Source organism: Bacillus methanolicus MGA3, from assembly GCF_000724485.1.
Classification (GTDB): Bacteria; Bacillota; Bacilli; order Bacillales; family Cytobacillaceae; genus Bacillus_Z; species Bacillus_Z methanolicus_A.
In genome coordinates this window covers 1,354,933-1,377,985 of sequence record NZ_CP007739.1, presented here as the reverse complement: position 1 = coordinate 1,377,985, position 23,053 = coordinate 1,354,933, and the positions used below count along the sequence as shown (strand labels likewise).

The window sequence follows — 23,053 nt, the reverse complement described above, 5'->3', positions numbered from 1 at the left end:
TCGGTATACGGCGGTTCAATTAAGTATGACGTAGAAAATGATATCTCTCGAATAGACTTCTTAACCCTTGATGACTCCAGTAGGAGTTGTCGAGGGTTTTGTGTAGAATGGGACTGCAGGCAATCTGCCAGTATTTCTTGCGCGTGTTGCCCCACTCGATTGCTTTATGGTTTGGAACACCTAATGCTCTAAGTTTCCGAATTCTTGTTTTCGGCGTTTTCCACTCTTTCCATAAACACATTCGAAGTCTTCGTCTTATCCATTCATCCAATTCTTTGAACTTGCTTGGTGTATCTGCCAAGGCAAAATATCCACACCATCCCATTAGGTACATGTTCAGTTTCTCAATTCTTTCCTCCATTCGATACGGTTTGGATCTTGATGTGATTTCACGGATCTTGTTCTTGAATCGTTTCACACTTTCTTTCGCCATCCGTATCTTGGGTGTTTTGTTTGGTGTAAAGCTAAAACCGAGAAACTTCCGTTTCCAAGGACGGTCTACCGCCGATTTCTCTTTATTTACCTTGAGCTTTAATTCCTTCTCGATAAAGTTAGTAATGGAGTTCATGACACGAATTCCTGCTTTCTTTGTTTTCACGTAGATATTACAGTCATCCGCGTATCGTACAAATTTATGTCCACGTTTCTCAAGTTCCTTGTCCAATTCGTGAAGCATGATGTTTGCTAATAGTGGACTAAGCGGTCCACCTTGTGGCGTTCCCATGTCTGTTTCCATTACCACTCCATTTATCATCACGCCTGATTGGAGATACCGGCGGATTAACTTAAGTAAAATCCGATCTTCGATCGTTTTCGCCAAGATCCCCATCAGTTTATCGTGGTTCACCTTGTCAAAGAATTTCTCTAAGTCTATATCGACCACCCAGCGGTATCCTTCTTTCTTCCCTTTGCTTTCCTGACCGCGTCATGTCCTCTGCGGCTTGGGCGAAAGCCGTAGCTATGTTCAGAGAAGGTCGGATCGAAGATTCTCGTTAACACTTGGGCGATCGCTTGTTGAATGAAACGATCAGTCACGGTGGGGATACCTAGAAGTCTTACTCCGCCGTTCGGTTTCGGGATTTCGACTCGACGAACGGGTAAGGGTTTGTAGGTTCCCTCTCTTAACGACTGTCGAATGGAGTCCCAGTTTTCATAGAGGTGTCTCCGTAGGTCTTTTGCGGGCATGCCATCTACTCCGTGACTTCCTTTATTTATTCTGTTCAACTCGTTTTAATGCCGTTAGGAGATTTTCCCGTGACAAAATCAGTTCCATCAACATAGATATCCTCTCCACGTGAACGAATCCCTCTATTTGTGCCATCTTCTGCTCCACCCTCTTGAAGTCCCCCGTGGGATTCACCACTTCCTCCTTCAAGTAAGTCCTGCCGGATTGTCTGCTTCAACACAGAAGATGAACGGTAGTGTTTCGTTCTCCTTAATTGTTCGGTCCTTCCTCTTTCGTCTCGAGCTCGAAAGAGTACTATGACCTCTGCTGACTTCTGACTGCTCAGCTATCTATCGCTAGATAGGTTACCAAGATTACTTGGCGTGCCAGTCAGATCTCCCCGGGTAAGAGTGTAATCTTTCCTTCCATCTATCTGCTTCATTTACTCTGTATCACCTTCGGCAGAAAGGGCTTTGTTTTGTGTTGCAAACTCACCCAGTGATACCTAGCCTCATATGAAGTTCGTTTTCCTCAGACCGGAAGTTTGCCGCCCGCTTCCTTCAGATTCCGCGTTACCACGGACACCCTTGCGTTAAGCTAACTGCTACTTCTGCCTTCACAGCTCGGGACTTGCCCCCTATAGATTACACCCATGCCGGGCGCACAACGGAAAAACCTGTCCCTCCGTTTTGAAGGAACAGGTTTTAATCGGCGAGCACTTTTTGTAATTAACTCAATACGTAATTAGTAAAGTATACCTCAAATTCGAGTTAAGGTTGAATGTCGAAATGTAAGTATCAAGAACTCTTATCGTAGTGAGTTGGTCCGGATCTCTTGAACTCACTCTAGATTCCAATAGGGAGAAAGCCTTTCGGCTGAAGGTCTTAGAAATAAATATTATATCTTACTTAATTTGAAAAATATTCAAGCTAAATAATGAAATTATCAAACTAATACGAGACAAATTATTGAATGACTTTATGTCAGGATTTAATTCATTCAACTTTTATAGTAAGAAAAGTTGAGTTGAAAATGGTTAGTTACTCTACTATATATGTCTATATCAAATATTGAGACAAGCATAAAATGTAATATACGAAAGGAGGTTTGATTCTATTGGCAATACTACCTGTTCAACGCGCAGCAAGCAGTTCAACAACTACTTTCACAGATCCTACGAAGGCCGGAGCGGTCACAGCGGCAGTTACCGGCGTGGGTACTCTAGCAACAGGCATTGGGAATGTACCAGATATATGGCCCCAGTATGATGATTATGATGCACCTAACAATGCTACTCTCTTAGGTACTCCACAATTGGTTTGGGACGGTTTTTCGTTTCCTGCCGGCCAGACTCTTTATTTTTCACAAGCATTTTCTATTAGTTCACTGGAAGATCATGTTGTCGTTTCCACCGTATTTGCGGATAATGCACACATTCTTTTTATCGAAGAAGTCGATCCGACGGGGACAATGGTTGTTCAATCTATCACGCCACCCGCAGGCTTAAACGATGGCATAATGAATCCTCTTGCGGGCGTAACAACTGACGTGTCGGCGCCATATAACTGGAAAACTCTGCGGCAATATTCTAAAATTTTTACTCCCATGTCAACTGATAACTTTATTGTTTTAACCGTTCAAGCTATTAATTACAATCCAAATGGTCCAGTTAACCCAGCTGGCGTGGCTTTTGTAGCCGATTTTTATCGATCAAAACTATTGTAAAGGAGAGAAAATGATATGCCTTTAGCAAGTGAACTTATCGTACCAACCTTTTTTCCTACGATAACTGCAGCAATTGCAGCGGCAAGCGATTTTGATACCGTCCGTGTCCTGCCTGGAACGTATAACGAAGGGACAATATTTGTTAACAAAAGTATTCAATTGTTAGGTGCCCAAGCTGGCGTAGATGCAAGAAATAGAATTGATGTACCAGAATCTATCATAACCGGCACAGGAGATAACCCTGGTGATGCTCTCATTATAGTTCAAGCTGACAACGTGGTAATCGATGGTTTTACGGTGGAAGGAAATAGCGCAGGTCCGGGTATTACTTTGCCCACATCTGCGGGTGCTCCACTTTCCGGACATTGGATCTTTAATAATATCATACGGAACAATGTATTCGGACTTTACCTTAATTCAAGCGGAACCAATTATACGCAAGTAAGGAACAACTTTTTCGATAATAATAACCAAGTGGGAGTTGCCAACGCGAATGGTATCTACAGTGATCAAGGAATTAGTAATGCTTTGATCGACAATAATTTATTTAAAAACCATGTGGGCACATCCATTAACTTTGCTTTCGCAGGAATTCCAGCAAACCATGTGGTCGTCTCGCGCAACCAAATTACCGATGCTGCCATTAGATTACTTGAAACCGAAGATATTAAAATCTATGACAACATTATATCAAGTCAGGTTGGCAGTGGGATCTTCTTTGCTGGCGGAACCAATCGGACTGAAATCGAAGGCAACCAGATTTTAAACAATTTAACTAGGGGAATTGCCGTTACCCTCCAGCTTGGAGAAACCACGAATCCCAACACGAACATCCGGGCTAAACATAATTCCATTGTAGGAAATGCTACTGGTTTAGAGGTTGAAACGGGTGCTTATGATGTTACAGGCGCTAACCGTTTCCTCGATGCAACTGAAAACTGGTGGGGAAGTTCAACCGGTCCTACCTATGTATTAAACCCCCTTGGAACAGGTGATGCTGTCTTTGATCCGGACGATGTCGCTATCGTTATCCCGTTCCTTCGTGATGATCCACTTCAAGAACCTCCAGGAACATGTGTCATTCAACCCCTTGTAAGAGAAGCTAGTGCGTCGACAAGGACTTTTGTAGCTGCCACAAAGGCTGCTGCAGCTACGGCAGCGAGAACCAATGCGGGAACGCTTGCTCAAGCGATCGGCAACCTGCCAGGCGTCTGGCCGGAAATCCGTGACTATGAAGCACCAAATAATGCTTCACTTTTTGGGGAACCTGCGATTGTTTGGGAAGATTTTAGTGCCGCTCCAGGAGAACTACGTTATTTTTCTCAAGCTTTTCAAGATGTAAGTAATTTCCCAACAAGTCATGTTGTTTTTGCTACAGTTTTTACTGATAATGCTCACAGATTGTTTATTGAAGAATATGACGCTGGCGGAGCCCTTGTTCAATCTATCACCCCGCCTGGAGGATTAAATGATGGACTCATGATAGCAGCAGCTGGTACTACTACGGATACGACTCCTCCGTTGAACTGGCAAAAATTACGACAGTATTCAAAGGTGTTCACTCCAACTCAATCAGGAAACTTCATCGTCATCACTGTAGAAGCACTTAATTATAACAGCCTTGGTCCGAACAATCCTGCGGGTGTATCCTTTGTAGCAGATTTTTATAAAAACAATCTTTAATAAACCAAACTAAATTAAATCAGAACAAAAAAAGATAGCAACAGCTCTTGTAAGGCGAATAACACTCGATACAGTTTGAGTAATGTCGCCTTTCTTTACAGATATTCTTTTTCAGTCCATTTTAGAAAGGTATTTTTGCTTATAAAATTCATAAATATATCAACACCTTTGCCTAGAACAAATAAACGAAATTCAGAAACAAATTCGGGGGTCTGGCCCTCAATGCTGTACTGCGTTAAAATATTGGAGGGCGAAAAGATGAATTTAAGAATGCAACATCCCTCTTTAAACAGAATCTAAAAACAATAAAAAACCTGGCCCTTTTTATTGAAGGAACAGGTTTTCATCGCCGAGTGCTTTTGCAGCAGCTTAATACGTAATTAGTGGATTTTGCATCTAATTTGAGTAAAGAATGAGTACTCCCTTGTTTCCTTTAGAGAGGTTATTCCCACCGTTTTAACGTGCTGATCATTTTTTCTTTTATGCCATTCAGCAAAGTTCTTTCACCTTTTTCTTTTTTCTGTTTATGCCATTCATTATAACTGGCAACTGTAATAAGGATGGAACCGGCAATAAGGAGATAAGCCCACCATGGCAGGTTTCCCCAGTATGGCCGGGTTTGCAACAGAACATTCAAGAGCAGGACTCCTGTGCCAACGAAGAAATAGGATTTTACTTTTAAAAACATACCTGCAAGGATTGAGATGAGTGATAACGAACCTAAAATTAATGCGTCATATACCGTCGAACTTGCCAGGCCGTCTTGAACGAGCAGGATCGAAACAAGAATCAAGACCCCCCATTGGGCATAATTGGTGTATTTTTTGTATTTCCCTTGTAAGCATCTGCGAAGATAAATGACAAGGGCTATCCATGGCAATACAATGACTTCACGCTCCCATAAATCCGGAATGTTGAATTCGTCAACGGCCGAATAATATGGCTGCAATAAATAAGCGCCTGCGAGAAAGGCAGGAATAAATACCCAATCCCGGGGAACTCGTTTCCGCTGGAGCCAAAGAGCACCAGAAATAAAGAGCCCAGGCAATAATTTGACAAATGCGTGATCGGTTGAAAAGTAATAGGCTGAACATATAAATAGAAAAGCAGTTAATGTGTAACTGTCAATCCGAATAAACCTTTCTCCTTCTTTTTCTTCAAATAATTGTTTATAGAAATATGAACCTGCGATAAGGAGAAGGAGCCCAATTCCAAGCAAAATGAGAACTTCGTACATACTTGTTAAAGTCGATAAAGCTAGAAACTGAAAAGTCCCAAAATATGCAAGCAATATCGGCAAGAAGGCAATTTGATCCCACTTCGATAGATGAAGAAACACTAAGATGAATGCTGCATAAAAAAGTGTAGCAATAAATGTTTCCCATTCATATAGGTAGACCGTTAAGAAGGCAGTGATTCCAATGAGTGAAAAAGGAATTAGAAAATAAACGGATCTCTTTTTATACTCACTGTTTGCAATGGTCCAAAACAATCCGATTAGGATGCTGGTCATGAGATATGCAACATGTCCGTAATTTCCGTCATAATGATTGTCAATCCATATTGATATTGTAAAAAATAATGAAGTAAAGGCCCCGTATAAAAATACTTTCTTTTTCCACTCTTTTCCGGCAGCTATTGCACTTCCTGCATAAATCACAAGCCCAGCTATAAAGCTCCACATTGCATCTTCCCTATATAAGAATAAGGAAAGTATTAAAGCAATCGGCAAAAAAATATGGCCTGTACCTGCAAATCCTGCGGCAAGCTCCGGTTCTTTTTTTCTAAGCGATATGGCAGCTGCAAACAAGAAAATGGCACCTGCAGTAAGAAATAAGACATCCATCAGCGGCGAAAACGTTATTTCTAAATGAAGCGCATATACAATTGAAAAATACCAGATTAATGATAACAAGCTGACCAAATAGGTCAACAATCGATCTCCAATTTTCTTGAACAAAGCAAAATACATTACAATTCCCGCAAATAGGATCAATGGCCTTCCCCACAAATCATTGACATGCATCGTTAAAGCAGAAATGACTGCGATCGTATATAGACCTTGTGAAACATAGAATGAATTTCGCACGAGAACTTCCTGTGAAAGCTTCTTCCAAATTATGCTGCTAACCAAAACAATCATGCTTCCGAGGACAAAATTCGTTGAAACACCAAGGTTATTTTGGTAATATTCCAAGTGCAATCGAAGTTCTTCACCAAATGCTGTAAAAGCAAGTCCAATTGACAATGGCAAAATCAACGGAGCTGCTTCCAATAAATCCTTTCGTTGTTCAATTTTTAATACAATATAAGTGATGATGGATAATGCAAGAAGCATAATCCCTAACTCCAGCCAGTAAAAGACCCCGAAGGAAGTCACAATCGCTAAAGACATGACGGCAAGCCCGACGTCTCTTGAGCTTTCCTTTATCACATCTAGCTGAGGTATTTTTGTGAATGTTCCAAAAATTAAAAACAACAGAAAACCGTTGAAAAAAATAGGCAAGAGAAACGTTTCAAAATGAAAAATCAAATCCAGTTTTAACACTGCTTCATAAAAAACAGCTAAAAGGAAAAATGGGCTTAAATACATAAGTAATTTGTTTTTATTAACGTTCGCCAGGTACAAAAAATTACAGGCAATAATTAGGTAGGCTATCATTAATACAAATGAAGGTTCATTCATCCTTAAGAGAATTCCTTCGAAGCTAATAAATAAAAAAGCAAGACCGGAAACAACAGCACTTGTAATCTGGAACACTTTTTCCCATGGAAATTTGTCATCAAGAAATTTTGGGACAGCGAGAAATGCAATTCCGGCAATAGCATAAAAGATTGCATCGAAAGAAACGAGAATACTATGTTCAATAACCTGATAGAATCCGTAAACAATCATTGCAGTAAAAACAAAATGGAACTCTTTTTTCCCCGTAACATAGACCATGGATAAATAAACGATTGCCGTTACAATGAGATTAAATCCATAAAAAAGCGGCTGATGATAAAATAAAAGCATGAATAAACTGGTTAAAACAAGATTAACCTGTGAAAAGAGAACAAATTCCTTCGTAAACAATACAGCAGAATCTGATTTCTTCAATCTGTGGAACACAAATATTAAGAGTGCATTAAACAGCATAATTCCTAAGTAAAAAGCATCTATTTGAAGATTCAATGCTGCTAAAAAAAATCCCATACCAATCGTCGCTGTTATAAAAGTGAACCAGACAAAAAGGCGTGCTTTCATTTTTTGCGCATGCACGAAATAGATTGGCAGCAGCACCCATGCCCCAATTGTTCCTAAAACGTAACGGCCTTCTCCATAAAACGATAAATAAGATCCAAGGAGTTCAAACCAGCCTAGAGATAAAATGAAGATCGGTAAAAACAAACTTCCTAGAACAATGAAAGCAAAAGCGGTCTTTTGGATTTTTAAGAAACGATCGGAAATATAGGCAATTGCGTAAAAAAGGAAAGATACAAGTGCAATCAACCCGCTCTTCATCCAATTTTCCATCGTCTCCCAATTGCTTGTTGCTACAAATAATCCTCCAATTAACAATAAGAGAACACCCAGGTTTAAAGACCAGGTTATATTCTTTTCCCGTATTTCTTCTGGTGAGAGCTTTCTTTTTACCGGCTTAGGCTTTTCTTCAATGACTTCATTTATCTTAGTCAGATTATTTTCTTGAACCAAATTCTCCTTCTCGATCTGTTTTTCCCGTAAAAGCAAATCAGCATAATATTGGTGATGAGCATTCGATACGGCGACAAACTGATCAGTTGAAATATACTCCCCCTCTTTAAGCAATGATAGTTCCTGTTGAAAAATTCGTTTTCGATCTTCCTTAGATAAAGATTCCACACAGATCCCCCTAACACAAAAGGAAATATTAGTTTGATTTAGTGTAATTTTACACCAAATGAAAATATTTTCAATAATTTTTCAGAAATTTTTTAATTTATTTCGTTTCAGGGGACATCTTTTACTGATTTGACGCTTTGCTTTTCAGTATAAAAAAAGCTTAGGAACAGGTGAGCTGTTCCTGTTCATAAGCTCAATTTCGTCCTTGTAAAACGATTAAAAATGCTAAAGAACGATCCCTATATGTCGTATTAAATTTTCAGTTAATTAAATTAGATTTAGTATATTTTCCCTTTTTTGACAAACAAAAATTAATTGAAAGCCCTTTCATTAATGTAGACGAATGCCCAAACCTTCATCTTTTTTTGAACATATACTGCAGTAAAAGGGGGGATCATAATGAATGGATTAGTATTATTATATTTTGCCGCCATTTTATCCGGTTTTGCTTTACTAAGACTTCCTGAACCATCTTATCTCTCAGGTTTATCACCATTTTTCGATATTGTAGGCGTTATTGCGATAATCGTATTCTCTTTTGTCATTCTGTACATGGGAGTTAGAGAACTTATTAGAGGAAAATAGATAGAAGGCTGCAGTTCAAGCAGCCTTCTTTCTTAAAATGCAGTTCTCGCGCCAATATAACGAGGGCCCCAATAAGATGAATTCTTATCACTTATTGTTACTCCTGTAGAAGAACCAGCATGGATAAATTTATTGTTGCCTAGGTAAATTCCAGCATGTGAAGGTCCATTATTATTAGTTTCAAAGAATACGATATCTCCAACTCTTGGAGATGAAACTTTTTTGGTTGCATTCCAGATAGATGCAACTGTTCTCGGAATCGAAATGCCTACTTTTTTATATACATAATTTAAGTAACCGCTGCAGTCAAAACCGGAAGGAGTACTTCCTCCCCATGCATACGGAACGCCAATATACTTTTTGGCTTCTGCTATCAGAGCATTAACATTTGAATAAGAAACCGAATCAACCGCAGTCTTGGTAGATTTTATTAATAGTTTTTGACCAGGATGGATGGTATCACGGCTTAGCTTATTTATTTTTTTTAGCTCACTAACAGTCATCCCAAATTTTCTAGCAATTGTCCATAAACTTTCCCCGGATTTTACCGTATAGGTAACCGTTCCGCTTTTTGATGCAGTTCCGCTTGAGTGGCTGTGCGGAGCCAATAATGTCAGCTTCTGACCTGGATAAATTTTTGAGCCGGAAAGATGATTCCATTTTTGAAGATTACTCACTGAAACGTTATATTTTTTTGAAATTTCCCAAAGCGATTCACCGTATTTAACAGTATGTATTTTTTCATGCGCACTTGCAGTTCCGTTAAATGAAGTAAACAAGAACCCGACAGCAGCTGTAACAGTCAACAGTCGTTTTCTCAAACTAAACACTCCTTTTATTTCTTTCCCTTCCTTATGTTAGTAAGAAAACCACTAAGATGGTAGACACAAAACTTGGAGTGTTAGTAAAAAATAATCTTATTTTTAAATATATGGTTTATTTTCTTTTATTTTACATGTAAAATTATTTCTAAATATGAATAATTATCCAATAATTTTATTGCAAAATATTAAAATTTAGGTTCAGGGAATTATGAACCATTAAATTTTTATTACAAACAAATTAATACAAGTGATAAATTGCCTATTTATCTTTTTAGAATAGGTAAAAATAACTATTTTTCATTAAAAATTCTGCTTGTAATAAATAATGAGCTTGGACAAAAGTCTCCTCTTCAAGACGATCTCGTTTTTAAAGAATTTTCACAACTTTTATCTGATCATACATTTAATGAGTGGCTCGATATTAAATAATCAATTATATTCATGAAAAAAATCGATTTAAGAGGGATTCCGAAATTTCATCAAGGAAAAAAAGATGGGAAAATCGAGTGATGATGTATTGTAGAATAGAAAAAAATGACCTCCTATTAAAGCTTAGGAAGGCAACGAGGCTGAAACCTTTATTTATAAATTTTTTTACTATTTTTTGATATTTAGGTACTGGTACTTTAAAAGGTTTTATACTTTCTTTTTGCCCATTCCATTGAGTTACAATTCTTCCACTAGTCCCATAAAACTTATCTTTATAAAGAGTAACATGTACATGTTTATTTTTATCAGTATACTTTCTAATGTTACTTGCAAATACTGCAGCTTCTGTAGCTCTATAAAAACCGATGGTGGCAATATAAGGACCAGCAGTTGGAATAAAACTACCTCCAAACCATACAGGCACCTTCTGCTATAGAAACTTCAGATTTTGCAGCATATTTTCTTGCATCAGCAACTCTTAAATAAAGGTCATGATATTCAATATTAACTCTACCTCCATAAGCATAATAAGTAGATTTAACATATCCCCCTTTTGATGCTTTAGCTGAAACCTTAGATTCATCCATAAAAATAAAGCTGAAAAGATTAAAGAAAAAGACATTATAAATACTGATACTTTTTTCAATAAAAAATTCCTCCATTTTGAAAATTTGGTATATTCAGAGGTAATTATTTTTTGCTAATTTTTTTCCAAATATATATATAATTGTACCTAAGCAAAATAACGCTATTGCTGTATAAATCGACCCCATTTTTAAAACAATAAATAAAACTGAAAAAGCCATTATTAGTTGTCCCAACAAATGAAAATATTTGAACATTGGATTTTTCCATCTCCTTTTTTTAGTCAATCTTTTTTTCTTCGATATATCTGTTGGAAGCGTTATAAATTAACTTAATACTTTTTCCTTTAATTGTTATTTTTTGTTTTCCTTTTTTTTCACTTACTAAAGGAACGTTTGTATTACCATCATTAAAGTATAGATTTTGAGTTATTTGACCATTTCCTTTTTCTAGATCCTTCTTTAACACATACTCTACTTCATATTGATTTTTTTTGATTTCTTTAAGAGATTTAATGACAATATACTCATTTATTTTAGGTGAATTTTCCACATCTCCAGAACTACAACTCGTTTAATACAAAGTAATAGCAGACAAACAAATTATCACTATGATACCCCGGCCTAATCTTATCAAAAGTATAACCACCCTTTACCTTTTATTTTTAATATTCTGAACATATATGTATTTAACTGCTCCAGTACATTTTGAAACGATTTGAGCATTTTCAGTGCAAGTGTATTTTATTTAAGGTTTCTATAACGGTTTTATTAGAACTTGCTGTTGTCTGAAAGCTCTTGTGTAATTATGATAAGGGTATTCGTGTATTTATTTATGTATGCAAGTATGGATTAAACTACTTGCATTATTTTATTCCCTAGAGTGAACATAAGCTGAATGATGCAGTTAAGTATACATTCATTAAGCCATTTATAGGGGTTTATATGACTCCATCTGTTCCTTTATCTTCCCCTGTCTTAAGTTCTTCTAATGGCTTATATCCTATAAAACACTTCAAACACTCTCTTTGCTTTGGTATATTTTTCCCCTCCTCCTTTTTCCGAAAGTATACCAAACGGTGTAAAAAAAAGTACACCAAATAGTGTAAAAAATTACACCATCCAATATCCTCATAAACTCATTTCTATCCAATATGAAAATATGTACGTTTTATCATGCAGGAGTCGGAATTTATATCCATTATGCTTAACAGATACTCCAACGTGTGGAACAGGTATTTGAAGAAATATTGAACTAGGTGAAACAATCACTGAATAGCATGGTGTTGACGAAATGAAGCCACCCTATTTAGCTTGGAAAATCGGAGGTGAAGGCGTAGTCTCAATGAAACAAAAAAATAGCATGTCCGAAAAACAGACATGCTCCTTGAAATAATAAATAAAATAATTCCTGAATGTTATCAACCTATTATTCTATTTCCAATTTTTATACACAATGTTTCCGCCTGTTACATCTATTTCATGGTTTTCACCCTTATAAAACATTTTTCCATCTTCTTTCACTATTAAGTTCTCATATGTTAACACTTTATTTCCGTTCGGAAGCTGGACGATCACTTTTCGCCCGAAATCTTTTTTTGGAGGGTCAATTTTAATTAAGCTTTGCGAATAAAAGTGAACAGCAGCAACGATTGTGACACCGAAAATGAAAAACAGAGTGATTCTTTTCCAAAAAAATGATTTCGGCTGTTGATGAAATCTTTCCGACCTGGTCATCTTAATCCCCCGTTTCTTCTTTATTTTTAAAAGGAATCAAGTACACATAATTTCTATACCCGCGCTTATTTGTGAATAATCAGCTTGTTTCTGATATTCATGTATACAATATGCAAGCAGTTATAAAATGTTTCCGGTCATAACACTTATTTTTTAAAATGTTTTAGAGCGCTAAAAAAGCCGCAAGGGATGAATCCATCTCCATTGCGGCTTTGCTTCTTATTTTTCTTTATTTTTTTTAACATAAGGGTCATGTTCATACGCCGGCAAGTCCCCGAAAGATGTCATAATTCCTTCTTCATCTAATTCTTCTTCGTACCTTTCATGCTGGCCATTAGGATAAACGATGATATTTTTTCCTTCAATATCGGTACCAATAAAATTTTCATAGTCCTCAACATACCCAATATTTTCATATGATTCAATGTTTACATCATTATAATGATCCGCTGGTTCGATAAAATCTGACGGAGTTTCGGATGTTCCCCACTCTGCTACCTCCTGCCATGAGTCCTCAGCATCATAAGCAACAGATTCATTTTGATCATCCAAGTCAAACTTGCCAAAAGGGGGCATTAAAACTCCTTCTTCTATCGGCCTTTGACGCGATACAGCCTGATCTGGGCTGTGTTCTTTACAATAGGTTGTTGTCGGCAAAGCTTCCAGACGCTCAACCGGAATGTCTTTCCCGCAAACTTCACATTTCCCATATGTCCCTTGATCAATTGCATGTAACGCCTTTTCGATGTTTTTTAGTTCAAGTTGATAATGTTCATTTAAAGCAATATCTTTTTCTCTTTCAAATAATTCCGTACCATCGTCTGCTGGATGATTATCGTAACTTGACAGCTCTCCCATTGATTCATGATCATGCCCTCTGGTTAAACCAAAATGATCATTTTCCCGGTACCGGTTTAAATCTTGCTTCTGTTCCTGCAGTATTTGGCGGAAGGCAGATAGTTGCTTATTGGTGAGCACAAGAGACACTCCTTCCAAAATCGATTATTTTGGATCTTTTATTGAATAGAAAATTTTTGAATACCCTACTATTATTCGAAGAAAAAAATCAATTATGTAGAAAAAGTACATTTTCCAAAAAATAAGTGGTTGATAAAACGTGTAATGTGGTCGATATGTTCGAAAAGTGGTCGATTTTTCCATGAAAACTGGTTGATATATTCAAAAAATGGTTCATATTCATGGAAATTAAAAACCCGCAAAATGCGAAAGCATCTGCGGGTACGATTTACTTCATTTTCTCGAGCGAATCAGTAAGAACTTTTATTAGAAAATCTATGTCATCCTCCGGAATATTTAATGGCGGGGAAAGCACCAAAACATTGTTATAGCCGGCAACAGTTGTTCCATTCTTACCGATTAAAAGACCTTCCTTTTTGCAAAGAGCGATTACTTCATTTACAAGGCTTGCATTCAGCGGTTCTTTCGTTTGTTTATCTTTTACAAGTTCAATCCCGATTAGAAATCCTTTTCCGCGAACGTCACCGACATAAGGATGACCCCGGAGGAGATTTTGCAGTTCGGTTAAGACCTTTTCCCCCAAATCTTTTGATCGGTCAAACAACTTTTCTTCTTCCATTATTTGAATGTTTTTTATGGCAAGGGCGCACGCGGCAGGGCTGCCCCCAAATGTGTTCACATGGCGGAAAAATTCGTATTCGTCTTCACCCTTGAATGCATCGTATATTCCTTTTTTCACAGCTGTTGCCGAAAGCGGCAAATAGGCGCTTGTGATTCCCTTCGCCATCGTGATGATATCAGGTTTTACACCATAATTCATAAAACCGAACGGCTTTCCTGTACGGCCGAAACCGCATATCACTTCGTCAACAATTAAGAGAGCCCCATGTTTCTCACAAACCTCTTTTGCTGCTTTCATATATCCTTCCGGCGGAACAAGAATTCCCCCTCCAGTTATTATTGGTTCCATAATCATCGCGGCAATCGTTTCGCTCAATTCCCAAGTCATCACGCGGTCGATTTCCTGAACTGATGAAAGCTTGCTTGGATCGCTGACGTTTGTTTCATCTCGGTAGCTGTCAGGCGGAGCTACATGAACAAAACCCGGCGCCAGCGGCTCATATTTGTATTTTCGCTGGGCCTGACCGGTTGCAGAAAGAGCTCCCATCGTATTGCCATGATAAGCACGGTACCGTGAAACAATTTTGTATCGATTATAATCTCCATTTTGTTGATGATATTGGCGGGCTATTTTAAATGCTGTTTCATTTGCTTCAGAACCGCTGTTAGAAAAGAAAATCACATATTCATCTTCTAATAGTTCATTCAATTTTTCTGCAAGTTTAATTGCAGGGACATGGCTCTGGGTAAGTGGATAGTATGCCATTTCCTTCAATTGTTCATATGCAGCATCAGCAAGCTCTTTTCTGCCGTAGCCGACATTTACGCACCACAGCCCTGCCATCGCATCCAAATAGCGCTTCCCGTCACTATCCGTTATCCAAGATCCTTCTGCCTTTGTGACGACTATGGTAGCATCCGGATTATAAGGTTTCATCGCATGCCAAATAAGTCTTTCATCTTGAGCCTTCAACGATTGTATTGAATGGTTTTTTTTCACCATGTAAATGCCCCCTGTTATTGAAATCAAAACTCGGCATCATCATATTTTACGAATTCGGTGTTTATTCATTTTCCTTACAGCGGAAAAAGGATTGGAAAAAAACCAATCCTTTTTTCTACATTAATATGGTTAAAAGTCTAAATTCATGACATTTCTCATTTTTATGAAGCAAAAATAGAAAAGAACCCGAATCATTTTATGAAACAGGTTCTAAAGGTCAAAAAGTTGAGAAAACTTAATCGTTGGATATAATGACTTTTATTGCTTTTTCTTTTGCTGCATTTTTAAATACATCATAAGCTTTCATAATATCTGAAAAAGCAAAGCGGTGAGTAATTAATTGTTCCGGCTGCAATTTTTTTGACTGAACGGTTTTTAATAACATTGGTGTAGAAGTTGTGCTGACAAGACCGGTTGTCAGTGTAATGTTTAATGTCCATAATTTTTCAATATGAAGATCGACACTTTGCCCATGGACACCAACATTGGCTATACGGCCACCCGGTTTTAGAATTTCTTGGCAAATATCAAATGTAACAGGAAGTCCGACCGCTTCTATCGCGACGTCTACACCTTTTCCACCGGTTAATTCCATAATTTTTTCAACAGCATTGCCTTCGCCACTATTGACCACTTTCGTTGCACCAAATTTTTTCGCAACTTCTAACCGGTTATCGTCTAAATCAACCATTATTAACTCCGCAGGTGAATAAAATTGAGCAGTTAATAGTGCCGCCATTCCTACGGGACCGGCACCTATAATTGCTACTGTTTGCCCCGGCTGAACTTTTCCGTTTAACACACCGATTTCAAAGCCTGTTGGAAGAATATCACTAAGCATAACGAGAGCCTCTTCATCTGCGCCTTCCGGGATATGGTAAAGACTGTTATCGGCGTATGGTATCCTTACATACTCTGTTTGGGTTCCATCAATTAAATTTCCTAATATCCAACCTCCCTCTTCACAATGAGCATACAACCCTTGTTTGCAATTTTCGCATTTTCCGCAGGAGGTTATACAAGAAATCAGCACTCTGTCACCTTTCTTGAAATTTTTTACACCTGAACCAACTTCTTCAACAACCCCTACACCTTCATGGCCTAATATTCGGCCTTCTTCTACAGTAGGAACATGTCCAGCAAGAATATGTAAATCCGTACCGCAAATAGTTGTTTTTGTAACTTTAACAATTACATCCGTCTCTTTTTCAATTTTCGGTTTTGGTTTTTCCATTACTTCTATTTTACTTGGTCCTAGAAATGTGACAGCTTTCATTTCGGTGCCCCCTTGATTTTTTGAAGTTCTTTTTTTTCATTACAGAAAAGCAGACATTTTATGTAAACATTTTATTTAGATCTAGACGACTACTATTATTACCTTTATGATCTTTTTAATACATAAACAAAAAAAAAGAAAAGTTTCTGCCTCTCCCGATTCGACAAAAATTCGGAGGTGACAGAAACTTAGTCATTTCTTTTCAGTAAAGTTAGAAGGGCCAGACCCCTCAAATACAACATAAAGAGAAACATTAATTAAATGTAGTGAAGTGCTTTGAGAAAAAGACAAATCTTTAACAAAAAAATAATCCTTGCTTTCAACATTAAAAAGCAGGGATTTTGTATTTTATTAGACTTAGGGCAATGAAAAAAAAGTCGTTTCTTATTCAAGAAAAGCCTCATTAGTTTAATAAAATTTGAAATCGGATTTGTTCTCTAATCCTTATCCATTAAACCTTGCCATCAATATGGTATTATAGTATTTCCCGTCAGATAGAATTTTATCATTTTTTAAAATGCCCTCTACTTCAAAACCATATTTTTTATAAAGCCTTATAGCTTTATCATTAGTTTCAAGAACTCTCAAAGTTATTTTCTTAAAATGGTTTGAATCAGCCCAGTGGATAGACTCTTTTAATAGGTTTTTTCCTATACCATATCCCCAATATTCTTTTAATATACAGACTCCAAATTCTACTTGATGAGACATTCTTTTCAATTTGTACCCTTCACACCTTGAAAAACCTACAATTTTTTCATCAACTACAGCAACTAAAAAAAGATTGCTAATACTTTCTGTATCATCTTTAATTAACTTTTTAAATCCTGTTTCATCTATATACGCCTCACCTTGTTCTCTGTCTAGATATTCTGTTTCTCCATCTACTTGCAATCTTACTTCAGATAAGTTTTTCGCATCTTTCTCTATTGCAGACCTTATAATATAACGTAAATTATTAATGTAAAATTCTTTTTGATTAAATCTCATTACAACGTCCTCTCACATTTCTTATTGAATTATCCTGCAACTTTAGTTTATAACAATATCTGACCATCCAAGCTACTGTTTGAGCTTAAGCCCAATGCAGCATGTTAAGATTATATAGCCAGATATTTAATCTCATATTTAAAAAAAGGGTCTAGATTCACTTGCTCCATACACTTTTAAAATAGTTTATTGATTGGGGTATTCGACATTAACCATAAAATTCCTTCAAAACTTTCAAGATAGATTCTGTTACCCCTAATTCGAAAAAATGCACAATAAAAAGAGTGAAACCCTTGATAAATAGGATTTCGCTCTTTTTCATCTTTTGATTCTTTATACAGCCAAACCTGCTTTGTAGCCCTCTTCCACAGCTTCGAGTGCTTTTCTAACTTTTATTGCGTCGCCTACGGTAATGATTTTCTCTACCTTACCTTGCAGTTTATCGTTAAGTGCATTTTCAGGTTTTGAACCTACTGCAATGACAACGTTATCAACATCACCAATTTCTTTCATGACATGATCTTTTTCAATTATAATCGATCCTTGCTTAATTTCTTTTACTGTGGCAGATGTAATAATTTCTACATGATGTTCATGTAAATCTTTAAGAAGGAAATGTTTAACTGCCGGTTCACCGTCTTTTACGATTTCATCTAGCATTTCAATAATAACAACTTTCTTTCCGTGATTGGCCAGGTGTGCTGCTGTCTCTGCACCCACCAATCCGCCTCCTACAACAACGACTGACTGGCCTACATCTTTTTTGCCTGCTAGTACATCCTGAGCTATCACCACTTCAGGCAAGTTAACTCCAGGGATGTTTGGTACAAACGGTTTCGCGCCTGTTGCAATAATGACAGCATCAGGTTTTTCTTTTTCTACAAGGTTTTCATTTAAATCTGCATTCAAATGAACATGAACTCCCAGTTTATCCAACTGATTTTTTTGCCAGATCGTAAATGTATTTAATTCCGCTTTGCTTGGTGGAACGGCTGCTAATAACCATTGTCCGCCTAATTTGTTATCTTTTTCATATAAGTGGACTTCATGGCCGCGTCTAGCCGCAATGATCGCTGATTGCATACCGGCGATGCCGCCTCCTGCCACGAATACCTTTTTCTTTTCTTTTGCCGGTTCTACCGCAAATTCATTTTCTTTTCCTGTTAAAGGATTTAATACACATCTTACATCCAAACCTTTTACGATTCTACCGATGCAGCCTTGCACACATCCCATACATTGTATGATATCATCAAGCTTTCCTTCTTTTACTTTATTCGGAAAATCCGGATCGGCTAAAGATGCTCTACCCATGGATATTAAATCTGCTTTTTCTGATAAAAGTACAGATTCAGCAATAAACGGATCATTGATTCTTCCTACTGCGATTACTGGAATCGATACAACCTTTTTAATTTCTGCAGCAAGGTGGACTGAAAAGCCATGAGGTACAGCTGTCGGCTGAATCACATACTGCATAGTCTTATATACACCGGTGGAACAATGAATCGCATCAATTCCTGCCTGTTCAAGAATTCTTGCGATGACTTTTGTATCTTCGATTGTGAGGCCGCCCTCAACAAATTCATCTGTCGATATTCTGAATAAAATTGGAAAATCATCTCCAACTTTTTTACGTACATTTTCGATAATTTCTACAGCAAAACGTGTTCTATTTATGATTGTTCCGCCATATTCATCCGTTCTCTTATTGGAAAACGTCGATAAGAATTGATTGATTAAATAACCGTGAGCTCCATGGATTTCTACAGCATCAAAACCCGCTTTTTTCGCTCTTAATGCTGCATCTCCAAACTTTTCAACTAATTCCTTAATTTCTGCTTTTGTCAACTCATGCGGAATTTCACCAATTGTAGGATCTTCGATTGGAGAAGGCGCTATTGGCTGCACTCCTGTTATTTGGCTCCCGGTTTGTCTTCCGGCATGATAAATTTGAGCTGCGATCTTTCCTCCGTGCATATGGATTCTTTCTGTTAGTTTTGCATGACTTTCGATTTGATCGTCTGACCACAGTCCTCCAGCTCTGTCAAATCCTCTGGAATGTTCGTCAATTCCATAGTTTTCAGTAATGATTAGTCCCCAGCCGCCTTTAGCTTTTGCTTCATGGTATGCTATATACCTTTCTGTAGCTGTTCCATCTGGGTTACAATAGTTCGTAACCATTGCAGGAACTACCAGCCTATTTTTTAGTTCTAACTTTCCTATCTTGAAAGGTTCAAATATTTTTTCAAACATAGCAGCTTTCCCCTCCCTATTCATTTGTGAAACATCTCACAAAACAAAGTAAAAAAATTTAGCGAAATCTAGTCAGCCCGTGTATGTAAGAAAGATAGAAAACTTTGTGAAGCATTTCACTATCTTTCTATACAAAAAAATATACTCCCATTTTTCGATCATGACAATCCAATTCACAATTTTTTCATATTCTAAAGAAAAAATTTTTACAAATTTATGAAAAGGAAAAGAGCGAAACCCTTGATAAAAAAGGATTTCGCTCTTTTTCATTTTAGATCCTTTATACAGCCAAACCTGCTTTGTAACCTTCTTCCACAGCTTCGAGTGCTTTTCTAACTTTTATTGCGTCGCCTACGGTAATGATTTTCTCTACTTTACCTTGCAGTTTATCGCTAAGTGCATTTTCTGATTTTGATCCTACAGCAATAACAACGTTGTCAACATCACCAATTTCTTTTATGACATGATCTTTTTCAATGGTGACTGAACCTTGCTTGATTTCTTTTACTGTGGCAGATGTAATAATTTCTACATGATGTTCTTGTAAATCTTTAAGAAGGAAATGTTTAACTGTTGGTTCGCCGTCTATTACGATATCATCTAGCATTTCAATAATAACAACTTTCTTTCCGTGGTTGGCCAGGTGCGCTGCTGTCTCTGCACCTACCAATCCGCCTCCTACAACAACGACTGACTGGCCTACATCCTTTTTGCCTGCCAGTACATCCTGAGCAAGTACCACTTCTGGCAAGTTAACTCCAGGAATATTTGGTACAATCGGTTTAGCGCCTGTAGCAATAATGACAGCATCAGGCTTTTCGTTTTCTACAATGTCTTCATTTAACTCTGAATTCAGATGGACATGAACTCCCAGTTTATCCATCTGATTTTTTTGCCAGATCGTAAATGTGTTTAATTCCGCTTTGCTTGGTGGAACAGCTGCTAATAACCACTGTCCTCCTAATTTGTCATCTTTTTCATATAAATGGACCTCATGGCCGCGTTTGGCAGCAATGATCGCTGATTCCATGCCGGCAATGCCGCCTCCTGCCACAAATACCTTTTTCTTTTCTTTTGCCGGTTCTACCGCAAATTCATTTTCTTTTCCTGTTAATGGATTCACTAAACATCTTACATCCAACCCTTTGAAAAGTCTACCGGCACATCCTTGCACACAGCCTATACATTGAATGATGTCATCTAATCTGCCTTCTTTTGCTTTGTTCGGAAGTTCAGGATCGGCTAAAGATGCTCTACCCATGGATATTAAATCTGCTTTTTGTGATAAAAGTACTGATTCAGCAATAAGCGGATCATTAATTCTTCCAACTGCTATAACCGGAATAGAAACAACCTTCTTGATTTCTGCAGCAAGGCTGACTGAAAAAGCATGTGGAACTGCCGCTGGCGGAATTACATACTGCATGGTCTTATATACACCGGTGGAACAATGTATCGCATCAATTCCTGATTGTTCAAGTATTTTTGCGATAACTTTCGTATCTTCGATTGTGAGGCCGCCCTCAACAAATTCATCTGTAGAAATTCTGAATAAAACTGGAAAATCTTTTCCGACCTTTTTTCGTACATTTTCGATAATTTCTACAGCAAAACGCGTTCTATTTATGATTGTTCCGCCGTATTCATCTGTTCTTTTATTAGAAAATGGCGATAAAAATTGATCGATTAAATAACCGTGAGCTCCATGGATTTCTACAGCATCAAATCCGGCTTTTTTAACTCTTAACGCTGCATCTCCAAACTTTTCTACTAATTCCTTAATTTCTGCTTTTGTCAATTCATGTGGAGTTTCACTCAGTGTTGGATCTTTTATTGGAGAAGGCGCGATCGGCTGTACACCTGTTATATGGCTTCCGGTTTGTCTGCCGGCATGAAATAGTTGAACAGCAATTTTTCCTCCGTGCTTATGTACTCTTTCTGCCAGTTTTGCATGACTTTCGATTTGATCATCGGACCAAAATCCCGACATGTTTTTAACCGGTTTACCATGCTGATCTACAGCATAACATTCAGTAATAATGAGTCCCCAGCCGCCTTTTGCTCTTGCTTCATAGTACGCTATGAACCTTTCTGTGGCTGTTCCTTCTGCATTGCAATAGTTCATACCCATCGGTGGCACTACCAGCCTATTTTTTAATTCCAACTTTCCAATCTTAATAGGTTCAAATATTTTTTCCAACATACCAACTTTTCCCTCCTAATAAGTTTGTGAAATATTTCACAAATTAAATTAAAAATTTTTTGGTGCTGATTGAGTCAGCCCGTATATGAAAGAAAGACAATAAACTTTGTGAAACTTTTCACTATCTTTCTTCACCAAAAATATACTACCATTTTTCGATCAATACAATTGAATTCACAATTAATTCATAAATTTTACCAACAATTTTCATAAATTAAATGAAAAGGAAAGAGCGAAACCCTTGATACCAAAAGGATTTCGCTCTATTTCACGAACGTAAGTTTTTTGCCTTACATTCCTAATAAAGATAATCTTAATGGCTGTGGACGTGTCTTTCTTTTGATGGATTGGTGATGACAAATCCCTCTTCAGGCACATAAAAATATTGAATCCAAACGCCATCTAAAAAATCTTCCCGTTTATCTAACAGAATATCAATGTCTTTGTCAGTTTTCACGATTTCATCGTGTTCAGTCGGTGTATCCAGTTTTATGTCATAATGAGCGTGATCCCCATGGTTTACTGTTACGTATACACGCACCATTTTCCCTTCCGCTTCTTCACTGCTCAACATCTGTTTTAATACTTTTGCTGCATTTCGATTGATTTTACACTTCATGGTTAGACTTCTCCTGTTCTAATTTTTCTTCATTATTATTCCAAAAAAATAAATTTTTATGAAGGTAAATAAAGTTTTAATTTTCTCAATCGACCTCAATTAATTCTAATTTAAAGTCCGCAACAGAATTTTCGTCTGAAAAATCCCCGCGCGAGGTAAAATATTTGTTAATGGTTCCCCGAAATTTTAATTTTTTCTCAGGTATTTTTACATCGAAAGTATTTTCATATAAAAATTTGGTAACTTCATGGTATTCATTTCCGCCTTTAACTTTGAAATCAAAGCTTACTTTTATTAAATCGTTACCAGTTTTTTTATTTTTTACAATTTCTTCTTTATAATTAGTTACTTTGAACGTAAAGTCATTTAAAATAACTTCATTAACCATATGAACATCTCCCTTGATGGTTGTTAATCATGTGAATCATATCACGGTTAATTCACAATCACAAATAGTCTGCTCGCTATCGGGGTCTGGCCCCTACTAAAGTAGGGGCCAGACCCCGGCAA

The 23,053-nt window shown here is 37.3% G+C and carries 18 protein-coding genes and 1 pseudogene; 3 read left to right on the top strand and 16 right to left on the bottom strand.

Features of this window, described 5'->3' with window-relative positions; translation table 11 throughout:
* Nucleotides 1-19: 19 nt before the first annotated feature.
* Together ltrA and BMMGA3_RS17175 are read right to left on the bottom strand one after the other, a co-directional pair.
* Nucleotides 20-1,279, bottom strand: a pseudogene (gene ltrA / locus BMMGA3_RS06775) (group II intron reverse transcriptase/maturase).
* Nucleotides 1,221-1,406 carry a hypothetical protein gene (locus BMMGA3_RS17175; protein ID WP_003347276.1) on the bottom strand — a complete coding sequence of 62 codons (186 nt, stop codon included), beginning with the start codon at nt 1,404-1,406 and terminating at the stop codon, nt 1,221-1,223. The pseudogene ltrA and the gene BMMGA3_RS17175 overlap by 59 nt, the downstream one beginning before the upstream one ends.
* A gap of 875 nt (nt 1,407-2,281) precedes the next feature.
* Here BMMGA3_RS17175 and BMMGA3_RS06770 point away from each other — a divergent pair.
* Together BMMGA3_RS06770 and BMMGA3_RS06765 are read left to right on the top strand one after the other, a co-directional pair.
* The gene (locus BMMGA3_RS06770) at nt 2,282-2,890 is read left to right on the top strand and encodes a hypothetical protein (protein WP_003349318.1); all 609 of its coding nucleotides are present in this window, start codon (nt 2,282-2,284) and stop codon (nt 2,888-2,890) included.
* Between the two features lie 15 nt (nt 2,891-2,905).
* Nucleotides 2,906-4,573: a right-handed parallel beta-helix repeat-containing protein gene (locus BMMGA3_RS06765; protein ID WP_003349317.1), complete on the top strand. Its 1,668-nt coding sequence runs from the start codon at nt 2,906-2,908 to the stop codon at nt 4,571-4,573.
* 442 nt (nt 4,574-5,015) lie between these two features.
* On the opposite strand, the gene BMMGA3_RS06760 is transcribed toward BMMGA3_RS06765, so the two are convergent.
* The gene (locus BMMGA3_RS06760) at nt 5,016-8,438 is read right to left on the bottom strand and encodes a hypothetical protein (RefSeq protein ID WP_003349316.1); all 3,423 of its coding nucleotides are present in this window, start codon (nt 8,436-8,438) and stop codon (nt 5,016-5,018) included.
* A gap of 399 nt (nt 8,439-8,837) precedes the next feature.
* On the opposite strand from BMMGA3_RS06760, the gene BMMGA3_RS06755 reads away from it, so the two are divergent.
* Complete coding sequence (locus BMMGA3_RS06755; protein ID WP_003349315.1) at nt 8,838-9,023, top strand: hypothetical protein; 186 nt, start codon at nt 8,838-8,840, stop codon at nt 9,021-9,023.
* A gap of 32 nt (nt 9,024-9,055) precedes the next feature.
* Here the strand turns inward: BMMGA3_RS06755 and BMMGA3_RS06750 are convergent, their stop codons facing one another.
* The 13 genes from BMMGA3_RS06750 to BMMGA3_RS06690 form a co-directional block, all read right to left on the bottom strand.
* Entirely contained in the window at nt 9,056-9,844 is a 789-nt protein-coding gene (locus BMMGA3_RS06750; protein ID WP_003349314.1) for a C40 family peptidase, read from the bottom strand.
* Between the two features lie 442 nt (nt 9,845-10,286).
* On the bottom strand, nt 10,287-10,700 hold the full coding sequence (locus BMMGA3_RS06745; protein ID WP_003349312.1) for a hypothetical protein: 414 nt from the start codon (nt 10,698-10,700) through the stop codon (nt 10,287-10,289).
* Nucleotides 10,678-10,938, bottom strand: a complete 261-nt coding sequence (locus BMMGA3_RS17805) for a hypothetical protein (protein ID WP_155815623.1) — start codon at nt 10,936-10,938, stop codon at nt 10,678-10,680. The genes BMMGA3_RS06745 and BMMGA3_RS17805 overlap by 23 nt, the downstream gene beginning before the upstream one ends.
* A 202-nt stretch (nt 10,939-11,140) precedes the next feature.
* Complete coding sequence (locus tag BMMGA3_RS06740; RefSeq protein ID WP_003349304.1) at nt 11,141-11,413, bottom strand: hypothetical protein; 273 nt, start codon at nt 11,411-11,413, stop codon at nt 11,141-11,143.
* An 881-nt stretch (nt 11,414-12,294) separates the two neighbouring features.
* A complete protein-coding gene (locus BMMGA3_RS06735; RefSeq protein WP_003349303.1) occupies nt 12,295-12,597 on the bottom strand; it encodes a hypothetical protein in 303 nt (100 codons plus the stop codon).
* Nucleotides 12,598-12,816: 219 nt separating this feature from the next.
* Entirely contained in the window at nt 12,817-13,575 is a 759-nt protein-coding gene (locus BMMGA3_RS06730; RefSeq protein WP_003349301.1) for a yteA family sporulation protein, read from the bottom strand.
* 268 nt (nt 13,576-13,843) lie between these two features.
* The gene (locus BMMGA3_RS06725; RefSeq protein ID WP_003349300.1) at nt 13,844-15,199 is read right to left on the bottom strand and encodes an aspartate aminotransferase family protein; all 1,356 of its coding nucleotides are present in this window, start codon (nt 15,197-15,199) and stop codon (nt 13,844-13,846) included.
* Nucleotides 15,200-15,434: 235 nt separating this feature from the next.
* The gene (locus BMMGA3_RS06720; RefSeq protein WP_003349298.1) at nt 15,435-16,475 is read right to left on the bottom strand and encodes a zinc-dependent alcohol dehydrogenase family protein; all 1,041 of its coding nucleotides are present in this window, start codon (nt 16,473-16,475) and stop codon (nt 15,435-15,437) included.
* 444 nt (nt 16,476-16,919) lie between these two features.
* On the bottom strand, nt 16,920-17,465 hold the full coding sequence (locus BMMGA3_RS06715; RefSeq protein WP_003349296.1) for a GNAT family N-acetyltransferase: 546 nt from the start codon (nt 17,463-17,465) through the stop codon (nt 16,920-16,922).
* 333 nt (nt 17,466-17,798) lie between these two features.
* Nucleotides 17,799-19,721, bottom strand: a complete 1,923-nt coding sequence (locus BMMGA3_RS06710; protein ID WP_003349294.1) for an oxidoreductase — start codon at nt 19,719-19,721, stop codon at nt 17,799-17,801.
* 280 nt (nt 19,722-20,001) lie between these two features.
* Nucleotides 20,002-21,924 carry an oxidoreductase gene (locus BMMGA3_RS06700; RefSeq protein ID WP_003349291.1) on the bottom strand — a complete coding sequence of 641 codons (1,923 nt, stop codon included), beginning with the start codon at nt 21,922-21,924 and terminating at the stop codon, nt 20,002-20,004.
* A 313-nt stretch (nt 21,925-22,237) separates the two neighbouring features.
* Nucleotides 22,238-22,543, bottom strand: a complete 306-nt coding sequence (locus BMMGA3_RS06695) for an iron-sulfur cluster assembly accessory protein (protein ID WP_003349290.1) — start codon at nt 22,541-22,543, stop codon at nt 22,238-22,240.
* A gap of 85 nt (nt 22,544-22,628) precedes the next feature.
* Entirely contained in the window at nt 22,629-22,931 is a 303-nt protein-coding gene (locus BMMGA3_RS06690; RefSeq protein WP_003349289.1) for a DUF3219 family protein, read from the bottom strand.
* Nucleotides 22,932-23,053: the final 122 nt, after the last annotated feature.